Below are 19,051 nucleotides of genomic sequence, written 5' to 3'. Positions count from 1 at the left end.
TTATAATTCGAACAGAGCTTGAGAGGAGGCATTAGCCTATGGGAGTAGATACGGTATTTTGGAGTAAGCTGGTTACAGGGATGACCCTGGGGTTTCATGCTATTTTCGCAACACTTGGCGTCGGTATACCGCTGATGATTGCCATTGCCGAGTTCATCGGTGTCCGCAAACAAGATCCTCACTATACACTGATGGCCAAGAGGTGGTCACGAGGATTTGTAATTTCCGTAGCAGTCGGTGTTGTGACAGGCACCGCAATTTCATTACAGCTAGCTTTAGTATGGCCTAATTTTATGAAAATGGCGGGCAATGTCATCGCGCTTCCGTTATTTTTAGAAGTGTTTGCGTTCTTTTTTGAAGCTATTTTTCTAGGAATCTATTTGTATACATGGGATCGGTTCAAAAATCCGTATATTCATTGTCTGCTGATGATACCTATTGTCTTGGGAGCCGGGATGTCTGCGGTGTTTATCACGACGGTCAACGGATTTATGAATCAGCCTCAAGGCTTTGTAATGAATGCCGGGCAATTCACGGCCGTTAATCCGTTACAGGCCATGCTGAATGCTGCAACCTTCTCCAAGGTGTTTCATGTATTAAGCTCCGCTTATTTGACAGGAGCCGCCCTCTTGGCCGGTGTTGCAGCTATAACCATGCTGAGAAAAGGCGTTACGCCTTACCACAATAAAGCCTTGAAACTTATGATGGGGGTAGTTTTGCTGTTCAGCTTGCTCAATACGTTGGCAGGGGATGTCTCGGCTAAATTTTTGGCTGAGCATCAGCCGGAAAAGCTCGCTGCCGGGGAATGGCATTTTAAAACGGAAAAGGGCGCAGATTTGATTTTACTCGGCTTCCTTAACGCTGAGCATGAAGTCATAGGTGCACTCCATCTCCCGAAAATTCTCAGCTTCCTGGCTTTTGGAGACTTTAATGCAACAGTCACAGGACTTGATCAAATCCCCAAAGAGGAATGGCCTCCGCTGCTCATTCATTACTTCTTTGATGCGATGGCTGGAATTGGATTTGCACTACTTGCTATTTCCCTGCTTTATTTCCTCTTTGTATTCTGGAAAAAGCGTAATGAGTTCAACAAGTGGCTGCTTCGAATCATCGTCCTGGGTGCACTGCTCGCTTTTATGGGCGTCGAATTAGGCTGGTTCTATGCTGAGATGGGGCGGCAGCCCTGGATCATCAGGGGATATATGCGTGTAGATGAAGCAGCAACCTCTTCCCCTAATGTGCGGATTTTATTTTTCTTCTTCCTGCTTCTTTACATCGTACTGGGGATTATGTGTGTTCTTGTGTTAAGACGCTTATTTAACAATAATCCGGCAGAAGTCGAGATGGAAAAGTGGGCGAAGGATAAGCGCAATCTCACTACAGAAGAAGGGGAGCACGCGTAATGAATTATGAATTGATTGGCATCTCGGTGCTCTGGCTGTTCTTGTACGGCTATTTAATAGTAGCTTCTATTGATTTTGGCGCAGGCTTCTTTGCTTTCTATGCTCGCCTGACCAAGCAGGACCATTTGATTAATCGTCTGATTTCACGTTATTTATCCCCTGTCTGGGAGATTACGAATGTCTTCTTTATCTTTTTCTATATTGGTATGGTCGGTTTTTTCCCTGATACGGCCTACTACTACGGTTCTGCGTTGCTTGTTCCGGGAAGCATTGCTGTGATTCTGCTTGCGATTCGCGGATCATTTTATGCTTTTGAGAACTATGGGGCCAAGAGCAGCATCGTGTATTTATTTCTATACGGAGCTTCCGGCTTGCTTATTCCGGCCTCCTTATCGGTAGCGCTCACCTTATCTGAGGGCGGATTTATTGTAAAAGAGCAGGGCAGTGTTGCGCTTGATTACTGGGCGTTATTTTCAAGCCCGTTATCCTGGAGCATCGTTGGACTGGCCATTGTTTCTGTCTTGTTCATCAGCAGTGCATTTTTGACCTTTTATGCCTCCCGTGCGGAGGATACCGGTGCCTTGAAGCTGATGCGGAGCTATGCTCTGTTTTGGAGTACACCGACCATTGTTATTGCACTGACTGCTTTTATATACCTTGGCCAGCACAATTCGCGTCATTTTCAAAACATGATGGATCTATGGTGGCTGCTGGCGATTTCCGTTGGATTCTTTATGACGGCAATGTGGCTGCTGTACAATGGGCGCCGCTACGGATTGGCATTTATATGTGTCATGTTACAATTCTTCAGCGCTTTCTTTGCATACGGTATTGGGCAGTACCCCTATATCATTGATCCTTACATTACGATCCAGAACAGTGCCACTTCGCCGGCTATGGGTCTCGCCTTAATTATTGTCTTTGTCGGAGGGCTATGTCTGCTGATCCCTTCACTTATTCTAGTGTTCAGACTTTTCCTCTTTGATGCGGATTATGTAAAGGGGAAACATTAAAGGAGGGGAAGGAACGTGAAGAGGAAAACAAGTCTGATATCTCAGCAAATGTCTGTGCAAAGGAATCGCCTCGCTATCCTCGCAGTTCTCTCTCTAGGGCTTGGGATAGCTATTGTGGGCCAGGCTGCACTGTTAGCGAATGCCGTTCAACGGATCTTTGTCCAAGGAGAAACACTTTCATCAGTGGTTGCTCTGCTAGGAATGCTGTTGGCTGTTATGGCTGCACGGAGTCTTTTATCCTATGGAAACGGAAGGATCGGATTGAACATGGCTGCTACCGCGAAAAGAAATATGCGGGCAGCGCTGCTGCAGAATATGATTCACGCCTCCATTCCTTCTGCTATTCGTGGACAAGCAGGGGAGAAGGTGAGTATTGCACTGGATGCCGTGGATGAGGCTGACAGCTATTTCAGCCAATATATGCCCCGTATGATCGAAGTTTCTATGATTCCGGTGCTTATTTTAATAGTTGTGTTTACCCAGCATGCCAATTCCGGCTTTATCATGTTGTGCACAGCGCCTTTTATCCCTCTATTCATGATTCTGGCGGGACTAAAGACCAAGAATAAATCTGAGGAGAAATATGCCCAGCTCGCCGAGTTCTCAGGTACGTTTCTCAACGCGGTTCGAGGACTGGTGACGTTGAAAATATTCGGGCAGGCCCGGCGCCAGCAGCAAGAAATTGAACGCAGCAGTATGGGGTACCGGGATGCGACGATGAGTATTTTGAGAATTGCGTTTACGAACACATTTATGCTGGAGACCATCGTGATGCTAAGCATTGGTATTGTTGCCCTGGAGCTGGCTATCCAATTGCTTATTTATAAATCGATTACTTTTCATACAGCCTTTTTGATCCTGCTTCTTGTTCCTGAATACTATAGTCTTTTCAAAAATACAGGAACAGCCTTTCATAGCGGACGCACAAGCATGGGCGCGATCCGGAAGGTTGAACAGATGATAGTTGAAACGAATGGAGAAAGTCAGGGACCGAAAGAAGAAGAGGAAGGAACAAGGAATGCTGAATTCCATTTGGATACCATTGTCATGCCTCCATCCATCAAACTGGATAACGTTACTTTCCGCTATCTTCCCGATTCGTTTGAACTTCACACACCATCTATAACGATTGGACAAGGCCAGAACGTGGCGATTGTGGGCAAAAGCGGCTCAGGTAAAACGACTCTGCTTCATCTTATTGCCGGCCTACTCAGACCAGATTCCGGTGAGGTTCTGGTGAACGGTAATCTGAATTCGCAATTTGCAGAATCCGAGTGGTTCGAACGAATGAGCTATATTACGCAGCACCCGTATATTTTTGCCGGTACACTCGCTGAGAATATTGCCATAGGTACGGGCCGGAATGTGACCAGAGCAGAAATCGAGCAGGCAGCATCAGAGGCTGGGCTTGCTGACCTCGCCGCCCAGTTGGAGCATGGCTATGATACCTTGGTTGGTGAAGGCGGGAGAGGATTGTCCGGGGGTGAGCAGCAGCGTCTGGCTCTGGCGCGTGCCTTTCTGAAGCGGCCGTCTCTGATCCTGTTCGATGAACCGACAGTTGGTTTGGATCTGTACACGGAGCGTATTCTGCAAAAGTCCTTAAGTACACTGGCCCAAAGGGCGACAATGATCACGGTGGCGCATCGGCTATATACCATACAGCATGCTGACAACATTCTATTTATGGATAATGGCGTATTAGTAGGTTCGGGCCGGCATGACGAGCTTCTGAAGACTCTACCTCAGTATGCCGAGATGATCCATGTTCAAAGAGAAGGGGGATTGGCATGAACGATCTGGCTATTCTGTCCAAAGCGATGATACAGGAGCGAAAAGATATTGTTATTGCCATTCTCGGCGGATTTATTGCAGGCATTGCCGGAGTGTTTCTTTTTTCTACAAGCGGCTATCTGATCTCCCAGACTGTATTCATGCCGCCCCTGTATACCTTGATTGTATTGACCTCGCTGGTTAAAATGCTGGGTTTGCTCCGTGCGGGGAGCCGTTATGGAGAGCGCCTGTATTCCCATCGCGCGACATTCTCCATGCTAAGCCGGTTGCGGACAACCTTTTTTGCCAAGCTTATTCCCTTAACACCAGGTGTATTGAATAAAAAGCGCAGCGGAGACCTGCTTGCCCAGATCGTTGGGGATGTGGAGAGCCTACAGTTTTATTTTTTACGTGTTGCCTATCCGCCGGTTATTGTCGTGATGGTTTTTTTGGCAACGATCCTGTTTACATCGGTATTCTCCATCTGGATTGCAGCGTTATTCGTGCTTGGGATGCTCGTCATAGCCTTTGTTGTTCCTGCCATAGTTCTAATCGGCCAGCGAAAAATAGTGGGTCATGTGCGCGGGCAGAGAGCAGCACTGTCAACAGAGTTTACCGAGGTTCTGTATGGTTTTCGTGAATTAAAAGTATATGGTCAATTGAAGCAGCGGGAACAACAGCTTCAGGATATTTCAGCAGATTTAGCGGCCGGGCAACGGCGAGAAGCGGGTCATTTGCTCCTAGGCCAATCCCTGCATACCTTTGTTACGTTTTTAATTTCCTGGGGCGTACTGGTGCTTGGTGCTAGTCTGATTATGAAGGGTCAACTGGCTGGCGTGTTTCTTGCCATGCTGGTCATGGCTTCACTCACCGTATTTGAAGAAGCTGCGGCAATGGCTACACTGCCTGCATACAAGCAGGATAGTGAACATGCTGCCAATCGGCTTACTGAAACGGTTAAGGCCGCTAATGAGGAATCTTCACCTTCAGGTGGAATGCTCTCTGTTCAACAAGGTGTCTCGGTTAAGCTATCAGATGTTGCGTTTCAATATGAAGGGGAATGGCGTCCTGCGTTAAAGAATATTTCGCTGGAACTTCCGCCAGGCTCCAAGACGGCAATTGTCGGGCCGAGCGGCTCCGGAAAATCAACGATTGTTGATCTGCTGCTGGGGCTGCGTAAACCAACTGAAGGGGAAATCAGGATAAATGATATGTTGCTCGAAGATCTGAACGAAACCAGCATTTGGGCCGCAGCAAATGTAGTTTTACAACATAATCATTTTTTCCGGGGAACCATTAGAGAGAACCTGCTGCTCCAAGGCGAAGATTATTCTGATGAAGTGTTGACTGAGACTCTGGGTAAGGCCGGGCTTCCAAATAAATCGTTAAATGATGTGGTATACGAGAATGGTGAGAACTTGTCCGACGGAGAGAAACAGCGTTTGGCTATTGCACGAGTAATGCTTCGGAAAGGAAAACTGTGGATATTGGATGAACCTACTTCGTCTCTGGATTATGTCACAGAACAGCGTGTTTTCGGGCATATTTATGAGCAGGCGGCTGAAGATACCCTTCTGTTGATTTGCCATCGTCTTATCGGTCTGGACCAAATGGATCAAATCGTAGTGGTGGATCAGGGGAGGATTGTAGAAAGAGGTTCCTACTCAGAGCTGATGGAGCAAAAAGGTTACTTCTATGAGATGAAGGGAATTGAGCGGCAGATGGTTGGAGAAGATCGGGCATAAAGTTTCGCTGTGTCGATGAAGAGCTTCGGAGGTGAATGACCTGACTCATTTTTTGAATAAAAGAATTCTGTTAATAGATGGAGATAATCGGGTACGGACATTGCTGAGAAACTATCTCGAGAAAGAGAGCTTCATTGTGGAGGAAGCTGATAGCGGTGTTCAAGCGATTCGAAAATATTATGTGCATGGAAATTTCGATTTGATCGTGCTGGATTGCGAGCTGCCGGATATCAGCGGGCTGGAAATCTGCAGATACGTTAAACATAGCGGGGACGTTCCTGTTGTTATTTTGTCTGCACGCGCCGAAGAAGGAGACCGCATTGAGGGCTTTCAGGCGGGCGCTGATGATTATGTCGTCAAGCCGTTTAGTCCAAGAGAGGTTCTATTACGTATCCAAAGTATTGTTGGTCGCATGACCGGAGCCTGCATTTCTCAAGTTAATGATTCATCAAGTGGGGAAATTTTGATTGCGGGAATTCGGATAGAGCCCAGTGCCCGCCGTATACGGGTACAAGGAAATGAAATTCACTTGACGCGCAAGGAGTACGACCTGCTGTATCTTCTAGTTACCAATCCGGAAAAAGTGTTCTCTAGAGAAGAATTGCTGAGAGAAGTATGGAAGTCGCCCGCGAAGGATATATACGATAGGCGCACAGTCGATACCCATATCAAGCGATTGCGTGAAAAGCTGACTTTCCATTACCCGGAAGGAATTGAGTTCATTCAGACCTTATGGGGACTCGGTTATATGTTCCGCTGTCCTGAGCAATCTTTGTCTTGAGCAGCTGGAGGTTGACCACCACCTTGGGCCACGCACCGCGCGCCGGGAGGCGCACGCGGTGCGGAAAAACTGCTGGCTCAGCATTTATTTCTAATTCTACGGCGAACAGCCAAGCATATGTATTATCAGATTCTGGTTAGAATATATAGAACGCATTAAAATAACAAACAAAGTCTAGAAGTTATTCGTAGAGTGTAATTAACGGCATTTTTGTACCTTAAATACTCTGCAACTCAGGCTTAGTGGGAATTAAGTGCAATATTGTACCTTAAATCTTCCAGAATACCCCGTTCAGGATGCTTTTTCGAATAATAAGCTACAAAAATGCCCTTATTTTCTTCTTTCGCCTATATTTAAGAAAAATAAGGTACGAAAATGCGCTTAAATTGGGAAGTAGAACATTTTTCATTGTTAAGACGACTGGTAAAGGGAGAAGAGGTTTGCGTCCTAAAGCCTAACTTCATCAGCTACTGCATGGAAACCGGAATAATTAACAGTATCTTAGAATAACGCCCGATCTTCTGTTTGAATCTTAGTTTCTCTTAATATAGTAAGTTAAAAAAGTCTCTGTGGTCACGTTATACTAACGCCCCAGAGACTTTTTCAGGTTATTGCTGGAAGGACTATTCTGTTTCTAACCTTTGAACTTTCTACATCCGGTTTGGCGCGGGAAGACCCAACACGTTCAGGGCATCGCCCAGTGTGGTCTGGAACTTGCCGGTTAGCCAGACCCGGAATCTCATGCTGTCTGCTTCTCCCTTCAGGATCGGGCAGAGCGAATAGAAGTTATTGAACAGGGTAGCCAGGGTGTGGGCATAGGTACAGATCAGGTTCGGCGCTAGACCCTGTCCAGCCTCTTGGAGGGTATCCATCCAAGCGCTCAGATGTCTCAGTAATGCTGCTTCCGCAGCTTCTGGTGAGCTCGGGAATGGAACTGGAACTCCCGGTTCTGGCAGCATCCCAGCCGCTTCAGCTTTGCTAAGCACACTTCCTGCCCGGGCAAAGGTGTACATCAGATAAACGCCGGTATTGCCGGATATTTCAGTAGCCTGCCTGAAGTCGAAGACAATCTCGGTGCCAAGATTAAAGCGCAGCAGGTAATACCGGATGGCGGCATGAGCTATGATACGGCTGGACAGCCCGCTTTTATCGGAACGGCTCTTCTGGATCGTATCCTCCATGAGGGTGATCAGGTCTGCAACCTTCACGCCAATGCCTTGACGGCCCGACATGGCATAAGAGCTTTTGCCGTCAGAGACATCAATACCCAGTTCGGCTGCGGAAGCCGGGCTTAGTGAAACTACGCCATAGCTTACATGATGTAACTTATCGGCCTGCTCGTTGTAGCCGAGCACCTGCAGCGCCTGCTTCACCATCTGCTGAGGATATTCCTGCCGGTTATCTATGACATTGATGACGGCATCTGCTTTGCCATAAGGCAGGGTGTGGCCAGTCATGCCCGTCGTCCATAAACCAGCGGAAAATTCGCTGTAGGAGAAGTCTTTTTCCAATAGTCCGAATTTCCACAGATGATAGGCAATATCTTTAGCGGTATAGGTTAAAATTCCGTTGGAGCGCACCAGTACTTTGTCAGCATGGTATTCGTCACTCTCTGCGTCTCCCGTTGGCGTCTCTCCGCTGTTCTGCTTAAGCACCCAACATCCTGCAAGCTTGCCTTCAGTTTCTTGAACAAAAGCCGGAGTCTGTGACAGCCGGTCAAATGCAGCTGCCCAGAAACCTTCTCTGACAATGCTGCTTTCCCAGACGAGCAGATCATACTCAATGCCGAAGCCTTTCATCTCTTCTACATGCTCCCGCACGATCCGCTCGGCGACGAGATTACCCAGCCAGGCTGTATTTCCCCGACCTTCTTCCAAGGCATGCAGGGTGTCTGACCGTTTTGCTATCATCTCAGGCTCAAGAGCATACGCTTTGTTCACTTGAGAATAGACATCCCAACAATAATCCCCGAAGCGGACATAATCCCCTTCCAGCGGAATGTTCTGTAATCCTACCACCGTATCGGCGAGCTGGTTACCAAGATCATCTACATAGTTATGGACCTCGACCTGTTTCCCTGTTCTTCTCAGTATGCGCACCAAGGTATCCCCGATACAGGAGTTGCGGAGATGGCCGATATGTGCGGCCTTATTGGGATTAATGGAAGTATGCTCGACCACTACTTTCTCTCCTGATGACGTCGGCAGTTCGAACGAATGCTTCGCCCATTCCGGCCAGTGAATCGATAGATTAATAAAACCGGGAGCGGCAACCTCCACTTTGCTGAACAAACCTGCGGTGTTACCGTGCTGCTCAAGTTCAGCTGCAATAAGTTCAGCAATGACCATAGGCGCCTTGCGCAAAGTTTTGGCTAACTGCAGGGCAATGCTGGTGGAATAATCGCCATGCTCCAAACTGGCAGGCTGTTGGATAGGGATGGGACCACTGGAGTAGGCCACACCCAGCGTATCGCATACACTATGTACACTTTGATTCAAGCTTTCTCTGATGATGCTACTTAACATGAAAACTCCTCCTTTTAGATATAAAAAAACAGCCCTCGTCTCTAAAAAAGAGACGAGGGCTGTTAGCGCTCGCGGTACCACTCTTGTTGCCGGACCTTCGGTCCAGCCACCTCACAGGTTAACGGCCTTCTGCCGGGACTTCCTACTGTTATGTTCAGAAGTCCATCTCACGGGTGCGCTTCATTATAAGTTCCGCACCGGCTTTCACTTACCCGGCTCGCTGAGGGCTGGAATCCCATAATTACTCTCCCGATCATCGATTGTCATATTAATTTGTCTAAGTATACCCAAATTTCCCAAGAAAGCAATAGTCATTCTCCTTTTCTTATTAACGGCCCTGAAATTAAATCTTTCTCTATATCAGAAAGCATTGTTATGTACGTCCACACCGACAGTAACAATATCGAATATTACTATGTTGAGGCACTGATTTATAAATGCTAGTGATAATGATAGTGTCGCAGCTACTAAATCTATATTAAAAGGAGTTGATGCAATGAGCTTTTTATCCACAGGGCCGATAGAGAATGCGGTATCGCCGGTGAGCGGAGTAAGACCGACTCAACACGTTATTGTTAAAATCGATAACCGCAGTTCAGAGACTACCGCTTCCGTTGAGATTTACGGTTATTATCTGAACGGAGTAAGAACGGAGTATGTCTGTGAAGTACTGTCGGTATCCCCGAACCAGGTCATTACAAGAGAATATTTTGCTGACTTTGACGGTTTCGAGTTTCTTTTTGAAACACCGGCTGATCCGCCGGACGACGATCCTGTCCAAATCTCGGTATGGGGTGTTGATGCCGAAGGGCAACTAGTAACCGCACACCGTCTTGTCTCCTCTGAATTATTGAGAGAGCCATATGGTATAACCGGTGAAACTGGTGCGACAGGTGCGACAGGTGAAACTGGTGCAACGGGAGCACAAGGAGCACCTGGAGCAACCGGAGTAACAGGAGCCACAGGTGACACTGGTGCGACAGGAGCAACAGGAGCTACAGGTGACGTAGGTGCGACAGGAGCAACTGGAGCCACAGGTGACGCAGGAGCGACAGGAGCAACTGGAGCGGCAGGAGACACTGGTGGGACAGGTCCAACAGGTCCAACAGGAGCGACAGGAGACACTGGTGGGACAGGTCCAACAGGAGCGACAGGTGACGCTGGTGCGACAGGTCCAACAGGAGCGACAGGAGACACTGGTGGGACAGGTCCAACAGGAGCGACAGGTGACACTGGTGCGACAGGAGCAACTGGAGCCACAGGTGACGCAGGTGCGACAGGAGCAACTGGCGCGGCTGGAGTGACTGGTGCAACAGGTGACGCAGGTGCGACTGGTGCAACGGGAGCGGCTGGAGTGACTGGTGCAACAGGTGACGCAGGTGCGACAGGAGCAACTGGCGCGGCTGGGGTGACCGGTGCAACAGGTGACGCAGGTGCGACAGGAGCCACGGGAGCAGCTGGAGCGACCGGTGCAACAGGTGACGCAGGTGCGACAGGAGCAACAGGAGCAGCTGGAGCGACTGGAGCAACAGGTGACGCAGGTGCGACAGGAGCAACAGGAGCGACAGGTGACGCTGGTGCGACAGGTCCAACAGGAGCGACAGGTGACACAGGTGCGACAGGAGCAACTGGAGCAGCGGGAGCGACCGGTGCAACAGGTGACGCAGGCGCGACAGGAGCGACTGGAGTGACTGGAGCCACAGGTGACGCAGGTGCTACAGGAGCAACAGGAGCAACTGGAGCCACAGGTGACGCAGGTGCGACAGGAGCAACAGGAGCGGCTGGAGTGACTGGTGCAACAGGTGACGCAGGTGCGACAGGAGCAACTGGAGCCACAGGTGACGCAGGTGCGACAGGAGCAACAGGAGCGGCTGGAGTGACTGGTGCAACAGGTGACGCAGGTGCAACAGGAGCAACAGGAGCGGCTGGAGTGACTGGAGCCACAGGTGACGCAGGTGCGACAGGAGCAACAGGAGCGGCTGGAGTGACTGGTGCAACAGGTGACGCAGGTGCGACAGGAGCAACAGGAGCGGCTGGAGTGACCGGTGCAACAGGTGACGCAGGTGCGACTGGTGCAACGGGAGCGGCTGGAGTGACAGGTGCAACGGGTGACACAGGTGCGACAGGAGCAACAGGAGCGGCTGGAGTGACTGGTGCAACAGGTGACGCAGGTGCGACAGGAGCAGCTGGAGCGACTGGTGCAACAGGTGACGCAGGTGCGACAGGAGCAACGGGAGCAGCTGGAGTGACAGGAGCAACAGGTGACGCAGGTGCGACAGGAGCAACGGGAGCAGCTGGAGTGACAGGAGCAACAGGTGACGCAGGTGCGACAGGAGCAACAGGAGCAGCTGGAGTGACAGGAGCAACAGGTGACACAGGTGCGACAGGAGCAACAGGTGACGCAGGTGCGACAGGAGCAACAGGTGACGCAGGTGCGACAGGAGCAGCAGGAGCGACCGGTGCAACAGGTGACGCAGGTGCGACTGGTGCAACGGGAGCGGCTGGAGTGACTGGTGCAACAGGTGACGCAGGTGCGACAGGAGCAACAGGAGCAGCTGGAGTGACAGGAGCAACAGGAGCAGCTGGAGTGACAGGTGCAACGGGTGACACAGGTGCGACAGGAGCGGCTGGAGTGACTGGTGCAACAGGTGACGCAGGTGCGACAGGAGCAACAGGAGCAGCTGGAGTGACCGGAGCAACAGGTGACACAGGTGCGACAGGAGCAACAGGAGCAGCAGGAGCGACCGGTGCAACAGGTGACGCAGGTGCGACCGGAGCAACAGGAGCAGCTGGAGTGACTGGTGCAACAGGTGACGCAGGTGCGACAGGAGCAACAGGAGCAGCTGGAGCGACCGGTGCAACAGGTGACGCAGGTGCGACAGGAGCAACAGGCGCGGCTGGAGTGACTGGTGCAACAGGTGACGCAGGTGTGACAGGAGCAACAGGAGCAGCTGGAGTGACTGGTGCAACAGGTGACGCAGGTGCGACAGGAGCAACAGGAGCGGCTGGAGTGACAGGAGCAACGGGTGACACAGGTGCGACAGGAGCAACAGGTGATACTGGTGCGACAGGAGCAACGGGAGCAGCTGGAGCGACTGGTGCAACGGGAGCGGCTGGAGTGACAGGTGCAACGGGTGACACAGGTGCGACTGGAGCAACAGGAGCAGCTGGAGTGACTGGTGCAACAGGTGACACAGGTGCGACAGGAGCAACAGGTGACGCAGGTGCGACAGGAGCAGCAGGAGCGACCGGTGCAACAGGTGACGCAGGTGCGACAGGAGCAACAGGAGCAGCAGGAGTGACTGGTGCAACAGGTGACGCAGGTGCGACAGGAGCAACAGGAGCAGCTGGAGTGACCGGAGCAACAGGTGACACAGGTGCGACAGGAGCAACAGGAGCAGCAGGAGCGACCGGTGCAACAGGTGACGCAGGTGCGACAGGAGCAACAGGAGCAGCTGGAGTGACTGGTGCAACAGGTGACGCAGGTGCGACAGGAGCAACAGGAGCAGCTGGAGCGACCGGTGCAACAGGTGACGCAGGTGCGACAGGAGCAACAGGCGCGGCTGGAGTGACTGGTGCAACAGGTGACGCAGGTGTGACAGGAGCAACAGGAGCAACAGGAGCAACAGGAGCAACAGGAGCAACAGGAGCAGCTGGAGTGACTGGTGCAACAGGTGACACAGGTGCGACAGGAGCAGCTGGAGTGACTGGTGCAACTGGAGCAACAGGAGCAACAGGAGCAACAGGAGCAACAGGAGCAACTGGAGCAACGGGTGCAACCGGAGCAACAGGAGCAACGGGTGCGACCGGAGCCACAGGTGCAACAGGTGACACCGGAGCCACTGGTGCCACAGGAACCGCAGGTTCCAGTGCGATCATTCCTTATGCTTCAGGCCTTCCAACTACGTTGACTACAGTACTGGGTGGTCTGCTGAACACCTCGAGCTTGATTGGCTTTGGTACGAACTCCATAGGTCTGACGATTGCCGGTGGTACGATTGATCTTACCGGCGGTGCAGGGCTCTTGGTCAACGAAGCGTTCTCCGTTCCACGTGCGGGTACCATTACCTCAATGGCTGCTTTCTTCAGTACAACAGCTGCGCTAAGCTTGTTAGGCAGCACGCTCACTATTACTGCCCGACTGTTCCGTTCGACAGCGCCTAACAATAGCTTTACAGCAGTGCCAGGAGCAGTTGTAACACTGGCTCCTGCGCTCACAGGTGTTTTGGCACTCGGCACCATCAGCAGCGGAACAACTACTGGCCTTTCGATTCCGGTCAATCAGGGAGACCGTTTGATCCTGGTCTTCTCCTCATCGGTAACGGCAGGGCTTGATGTGGCCACTACGGTTGCCGGTTACGCGAGTGCCGGTGTCGCTATCAGCTAATCTTCATCTGGTTCGGTTCAAAATCTTAAACAAGCAAGGGCTTGTTACAAGCCCCTGCTTGTTTTTGTCCCTATGCACCATTCAAGAAAGGAGATATCTATGGTTTCAATAAGTCTATGCATGATCGTGCGTAATGAGGAGGAGGGACTCTTCCGCTGTCTTTCAACGATTAAGGGAATCGCCGATGAGATTATTATTGTGGATACAGGTTCCACGGACAAGACAAAGGAAGTAGCACAAAGTTTCGGAGCCAAGATTTATGATTTTGAATGGATTGACCACTTTGCTGCAGCAAGAAACTATGCTTTCAAGCAGGCGACGCAAGAATATATTCTGTGGTTGGATGCCGATGATACGATTTCCAAAAAGGATCAGACTCTTTTTAAAGAGCTAAAAAAGACGTTGCTCCCCCATTTTCACAGCGTAACCATGCCCTATAATTTGGCGTTTGACCGAGATGGGAATGTGACCTCGAGCTTGCGGCGCAACCGGCTGGTTAGGCGGGACAGCAACTTTCAGTGGATTGGACCCGTGCATGAATACCTTGCGGTCGGCGGGAACATTCATCACAGCGAAGTGTGCATCACGCATCAAAAGGATAAAGAGCATACGGACCGCAATCTGCGCATTTATCGCAAAAGAGCAGAACAGGGAGAACAATTCTCCCCTCGCGACTTGTATTATTACGCCAATGAGCTTCGCGATCATAGCTTGCATCAGGAAGCTGTGGAGTACTATAACAAGTTTCTGAATACAGCAGAGGGATGGGTCGAGGACAACATTCAGGCCTGCCTCAAATTAGCTGAGTGTTATGGACAATTGGGTGATAAGGAAAAAGAGTTCCAGGCGCTCTGCAAAACTTTGCAGTACGACGCTCCCCGTGCGGAATTCTGCTGCCGGATCGGTGCTTTTTTCCTAGAAAAAAACCAATGCAAGGAAGCTATTTACTGGTACCAACAGGCGGTCGAACTGCCAGAGCAAGCAGAGAATATGGGCTTCACCAACCGGGCTTATTCAACCTGGCTGCCGCATCTGCAGCTCTGTCTGTGCTATGACCGGATAGGGGAGCACCTGCAGGCGAATACACATAATGAGTTGGCCTTAAAATATGCCCCGTCCCATCCAAGCATGCGCTATAACCGAAAGTATTTTAAGACACTTCTGGGTCCTGCTTATAGCACGGGAACTGGTATTGGAAATGAAAAATAAAATGACAATCCCTCGACGGGGTAATCGCCGTAGGGGGATTGTCAATTCTCTCTTCTTTTATCTGACAGGCTGTCCTGTTGATTAATATTGCATCAAATCCGCAGAATTTCCCGGATATCCTGTTCAGTTAGTGCGGACAAGCTCTCTTGTCCGGGCTTAATGACTTCATTGATCAAATTCTTCTTCTTTTGCTGCAATTCGTACATCTTGTCCTCTACGGTACCTTGAGCAACGAGCCGGATTACCTGTACTACATTCTTCTGCCCGATGCGGTGAGCACGGTCGGCGGCCTGCTGCTCTACAGCGGGGTTCCACCAGAGATCATAGAGGATGACTGTATCCGCTCCGGTCAGGTTCAGTCCGGTGCCGCCTGCTTTTAGCGAGATCAGGAACAGGTCTCCTTCCCCTTCGTTGAAGCGGCGGCATAGCTGGGTCCGCTGGGCAGGTGGCGTTTGGCCATCGAGATAGAAATAGGGAATGCCTTGCACCCCAAGCTCACGACCGATCAGATCCAGCATACTTGTGAACTGTGAGAAGACTAGCATTCGTTTACCGGAGCTGCGGCATTCATCGATGATTTCAAGCAGTTGTTCGAACTTGCCGGAGCTGCCTTGATAGCCCTCGATAAACAGAGAAGGGTGGCAGCAGAGCTGACGAAGTCGTGTCAGTCCAGCCAGAATTTTGATCCGGTGTTCCCCAAATCCGCCGAAGCCGTCGCTGTCCAGATGCTTGAGTGCTTCTTTTTGCAGTCGGGCAAGGTAAGCCACATACAGCTTCTTCTGGTCTGGCAGCAGCTCGGATGCTTGTACAGACTCAATCTTGTCCGGCAGTTCCTTCAATACATCACGCTTCAGGCGACGCAGCAGGAATGGTCTTACCCGCTTAGCAACTGCTTCTCTCGGCAAATCATGGAAAGTCTTCTTATTCCCCGGGAATAATCCAGGAAAAACAGCGCCAAAGATAGACCATAGATCTTCCAGCGCATTTTCTACAGGCGTTCCAGTCAAAGCGAAGCGATAGCGGGCCTCCAGACTTCTAACCGCCCGGGCCGTCTGGGTGACTTCATTCTTGATGAATTGTGCTTCGTCGAGAATCAGTGTATGAAAGGATCGCCCGCTGTACAGCTTCACATCCCTACGCAGCAGCGGGTAGGAAGTGATGATCACATCTGCTCCGGCAGTGTTCTTAAGCGTACGGTTGCGTTCCGTCAGGCTGCCATCTGCGATGACCGACTTTATCTCCGGTGCAAATTTCTTCAACTCGTTGTGCCAGTTGTAGATTAGTGAGGCGGGGGCGACGATCAGCGCCGGACGTCCTCCGTCCCTGATGTCCGGCAGTTCAGAGAGCAGGAAGGCGATGCTTTGCAGTGTTTTGCCAAGCCCCATATCATCGGCCAGAATACCACCGAATCGGTAATGGGCCAGTGTCTTGAGCCACTGGAACCCGAGCTGCTGATAATCCCTCAGCACAGGAATGAGGCTGTCCGGTACCGGGAAATCCAGATTGTCTGGATTTTGCAGATTGGCCAGCAGCTTGCGGAAGCTTTTGTCGAGCTTGACCGCATCACCTTTATGATTGGTTGAACCGAGATGCAGCCCCTGAAGAAGAGGCAACGAGAACTCCTTGCCTTGAATCTCTCCAGTCTTGATCCCCACTTCGTTCATAAAAGTGATAATTTCCTGAAGCTCCTCGGTGTCCAGTGGCAACAAGGCCCCGTCCGGAAGACGGTAATACCGGCGCTTTTCTTGAAGTGCCTTCAGAAGGGTGGCGATCTCATCGTCAGGAATGCCACCCATATCGAACTTGAAATCCAGCCAGTCCGTTTTTTCATTCCAGCGGACGCTGACCTTAGGAGGTGGATTGCCTGTAAGCAGTCGCCCTTTAACAGCGGTGGTTGCATAGACATCCAGCAAATCCTCCAATAGTGGAACTGTATGGTGCAAAAAATCGAATTCGTCATCTTCGTTGCTCATGAGAAAGCTGCTCTCCGTTCTGACGAAAGCTGCTTTCTCCATCAGCTCCATGATCTGGGCTTCCCGTTCGCCGTCCCGCATAAGGATAAGGTCTGTCCCGCGGCTGCGCTGTTCTTCCAGCGGATTCAGGACGATATCCCCGTACTGGAACTCCAGACCGGCGAGCAGCCGGTCCCTGATCCGATCCAGATAGAGCCGGGCTTTTAATGGGCTATGGAGAATTCTGTCCGAGATGGAGTCGGCGACCGTGACTGTACCCAGCTTCAAGAGACCAGGAATAACCTTGTCCATGAATGACTCGATCTGCTCTGGCGCAATGCCTAGGCTACCTTGGCGGGAAGCGCCAAGCATTCGTTTGATCCCGGCGAGCCGTCCGCACTCTTGAGAGGGTAGTTCCAGCAGCCTGCCTGCGGATAGCACCAAATTGTAATCCTCCAACACCGTGATGTTGTCCAGTCCCTGAACCTCCAGACGGTAGCCGCCGCTACCCGCCTGATCCAGTTGAAACATCAGTGGAGGTGCTTCCTGCGAAAGATTCACGCCTTCGTATAGACTATCCTCTTGCTGGAGGTAGACCGATGATGCCGATGCCAGCAAGGGTTGCAGTTCCTTCCAGAAATAAGGCGGAATAGGCAGTAGCCGCTCCCGCTCCCCGTTAGATCTATTCCCATAGTGCGAATTAATCCCCATGCTCTCGCGGTAGACCTTCTCACTTTGCACGATCTGGAGGAGCTTCTGGATAACCTCATTATCCTTTTGAACAAAGCTGTATTGCGAGGGATTATAAATAAAATGCCGCGAGAATTCAAAATTCTTCCCGCGATGAACGGCTTCCAGGAAGGTTCTGATCTTCTGCACAATATATAAACGCCTGGGTCCTATCTTCAGCTCGATACCCAGCATTTCAGCGCTGCCGTAGCCAGAGAGCATGGGTCTCACTATCCATTCCACAACGAGCGTATCTCTGGTGTCCACATAGCTCCCCTCGCCGCTGGGGCGGGGGCGCAGGCGCGAATTCCCGAACATGTCCAGCATGCTTTTAACCAATTGATTGTCTTGTGCAGGGCTTCCTGAGGAATGATGAAGATTGCGCGGTGTCAGCCTGCTGTCTTCCCTATCCGACTGCCTTTGCTGATGCAGGGCAGAGCCCCCGGAACGCTGATCCGAATGACCAGCATGCGCCAGATCGTGGATATGAATCAGTGCGGCAGCGATATGCTTGCAGAAAGGCCCGCCGTGTGAATAGGCCGGACAACTGCACTCCGCCCTGACGTCTCCATCACTGTCCACGGCAACCTTGACGTCATAGCTGAGATGCCCCTGTACGATGGCCTCATACGCTGTCCGGCTGACGATTCCGCCGCGATCCTCTTGTTGTTCTTCCCAGGTTAATTGAACCTTGTTGCTATGGAAGAGGATGGCTCCTTCTTCTAGAACGGACTTGCCGCACAGCAGCTGGATTACCCGTTCCGGTACACTGTATCCCATGCTTTTGTTCCTTTCTTCTGTACCTCAGTTTGTTCACGTTCCGTTACAAATCTAGTCCTATATTAACAGAACAAGCGTGCGCATTCAAAGGATTGGCGTATGCTATAATGTCAAAAAGAGCGTTTGTCATATCCAGCACATTAACGCATATCAGCGGAGATCTACACTTGTTGGTATATTCAAAACTGCATAAGGAGAGATGGAAAATGGATAGCTGTTGTCAATCATCCACCAAAACAACAACACCTACTCAATGCCCTGCTTGTCACCAAAAAGGCAAAGGTATTCAATTGATTACGCTCAAAGCGTTGCTTCAACCAAAAGCGTTAGAAACCATTCACCCTGAATCGGCTTACGCTTTTTGCACTAATCCGTTTTGCGAAGTTGTCTATTTTAGTAACGAGCAGACCTTTGGCAAAGATATGATCAAAGTCTCGGTGTTCCAAAAGGACGAGGCGTTGGATGTGCCTGTTTGTTACTGCTTTGGGTGGACTAGAGAACGCTTAATAACAGCTGTTCAAGTAAATCAGAATCCAATTGTACATATACGAGAACAAGTTCAAGCTAATCGTTGTGGGTGTGAGGTTAATAACCCGCAAGGAGCCTGTTGTTTAGGTAATGTCACTACATTCATTCGAAGTCTTGACAAACGGTAGTTATGGTCAGCTTTATGAGCAATAATTTTTACGAGAAGAGCTACGCAAAAAAAAGCGGAGTTCCGGCTTTACTGCCGAATCTCCGCTATTTTAGTACGTTC

10 protein-coding genes and 1 other annotated feature are annotated in these 19,051 nt (G+C 50.6%); of the genes, 8 read left to right on the top strand and 2 right to left on the bottom strand.

Features of this window, described 5'->3' with window-relative positions:
- Positions 1–38 precede the first annotated feature (38 nt).
- Genes ACFVU8_RS22030 through ACFVU8_RS22010 form a run of 5 tightly spaced genes read left to right on the top strand, consistent with a single transcriptional unit; the run spans position 39 to position 6,712 of the window.
- The gene (locus ACFVU8_RS22030; protein WP_387430223.1) at positions 39–1,403 is read left to right on the top strand and encodes a cytochrome ubiquinol oxidase subunit I; all 1,365 of its coding nucleotides are present in this window, start codon (positions 39–41) and stop codon (positions 1,401–1,403) included.
- Positions 1,403–2,416 (top strand): cytochrome d ubiquinol oxidase subunit II, encoded by a 1,014-nt coding sequence (locus ACFVU8_RS22025; protein ID WP_379469210.1) that lies wholly within the window; start codon positions 1,403–1,405, stop codon positions 2,414–2,416. The genes ACFVU8_RS22030 and ACFVU8_RS22025 overlap by 1 nt, the downstream gene beginning before the upstream one ends.
- Before the next feature lie 15 nt (positions 2,417–2,431).
- Positions 2,432–4,207 carry a thiol reductant ABC exporter subunit CydD gene (gene cydD, locus ACFVU8_RS22020; RefSeq protein ID WP_387430221.1) on the top strand — a complete coding sequence of 592 codons (1,776 nt, stop codon included), beginning with the start codon at positions 2,432–2,434 and terminating at the stop codon, positions 4,205–4,207.
- Entirely contained in the window at positions 4,204–5,931 is a 1,728-nt protein-coding gene (gene cydC / locus ACFVU8_RS22015) for a thiol reductant ABC exporter subunit CydC (protein WP_387430219.1), read from the top strand. The genes cydD and cydC overlap by 4 nt, the downstream gene beginning before the upstream one ends.
- Positions 5,932–5,962: 31 nt before the next feature.
- On the top strand, positions 5,963–6,712 hold the full coding sequence (locus tag ACFVU8_RS22010) for a response regulator transcription factor (protein ID WP_379469203.1): 750 nt from the start codon (positions 5,963–5,965) through the stop codon (positions 6,710–6,712).
- 650 nt (positions 6,713–7,362) lie between these two features.
- On the opposite strand, the gene ACFVU8_RS22005 is transcribed toward ACFVU8_RS22010, so the two are convergent.
- On the bottom strand, positions 7,363–9,237 hold the full coding sequence (locus ACFVU8_RS22005; RefSeq protein WP_387430217.1) for an arginine--tRNA ligase: 1,875 nt from the start codon (positions 9,235–9,237) through the stop codon (positions 7,363–7,365).
- Positions 9,238–9,282: 45 nt separating this feature from the next.
- Positions 9,283–9,503: a binding site (T-box leader), on the bottom strand.
- Between the two features lie 230 nt (positions 9,504–9,733).
- On the opposite strand from ACFVU8_RS22005, the gene ACFVU8_RS22000 reads away from it, so the two are divergent.
- Both ACFVU8_RS22000 and ACFVU8_RS21995 read left to right on the top strand, forming a co-directional pair.
- On the top strand, positions 9,734–13,624 hold the full coding sequence (locus ACFVU8_RS22000; protein WP_387430215.1) for a hypothetical protein: 3,891 nt from the start codon (positions 9,734–9,736) through the stop codon (positions 13,622–13,624).
- A gap of 99 nt (positions 13,625–13,723) precedes the next feature.
- Complete coding sequence (locus tag ACFVU8_RS21995) at positions 13,724–14,833, top strand: glycosyltransferase (protein ID WP_387430213.1); 1,110 nt, start codon at positions 13,724–13,726, stop codon at positions 14,831–14,833.
- A 92-nt stretch (positions 14,834–14,925) separates the two neighbouring features.
- Here ACFVU8_RS21995 and ACFVU8_RS21990 read toward each other — a convergent pair whose 3' ends face one another.
- Positions 14,926–18,294, bottom strand: coding sequence for a DEAD/DEAH box helicase (locus ACFVU8_RS21990; RefSeq protein ID WP_387430211.1), 3,369 nt, complete (start codon positions 18,292–18,294; stop codon positions 14,926–14,928).
- Positions 18,295–18,500: 206 nt separating this feature from the next.
- Between ACFVU8_RS21990 and ACFVU8_RS21985 the strand changes: the two genes are divergently transcribed.
- Entirely contained in the window at positions 18,501–18,950 is a 450-nt protein-coding gene (locus ACFVU8_RS21985) for a putative iron-sulfur cluster-binding metallochaperone (RefSeq protein ID WP_387430209.1), read from the top strand.
- Positions 18,951–19,051: the final 101 nt, after the last annotated feature.

The organism is Paenibacillus sp. NPDC058177, from assembly GCF_042883835.1.
GTDB lineage: Bacteria > Bacillota > Bacilli > Paenibacillales > Paenibacillaceae > Paenibacillus_AQ > Paenibacillus_AQ agri.
This window is presented reverse-complemented; position numbering and strand designations above follow the sequence as displayed.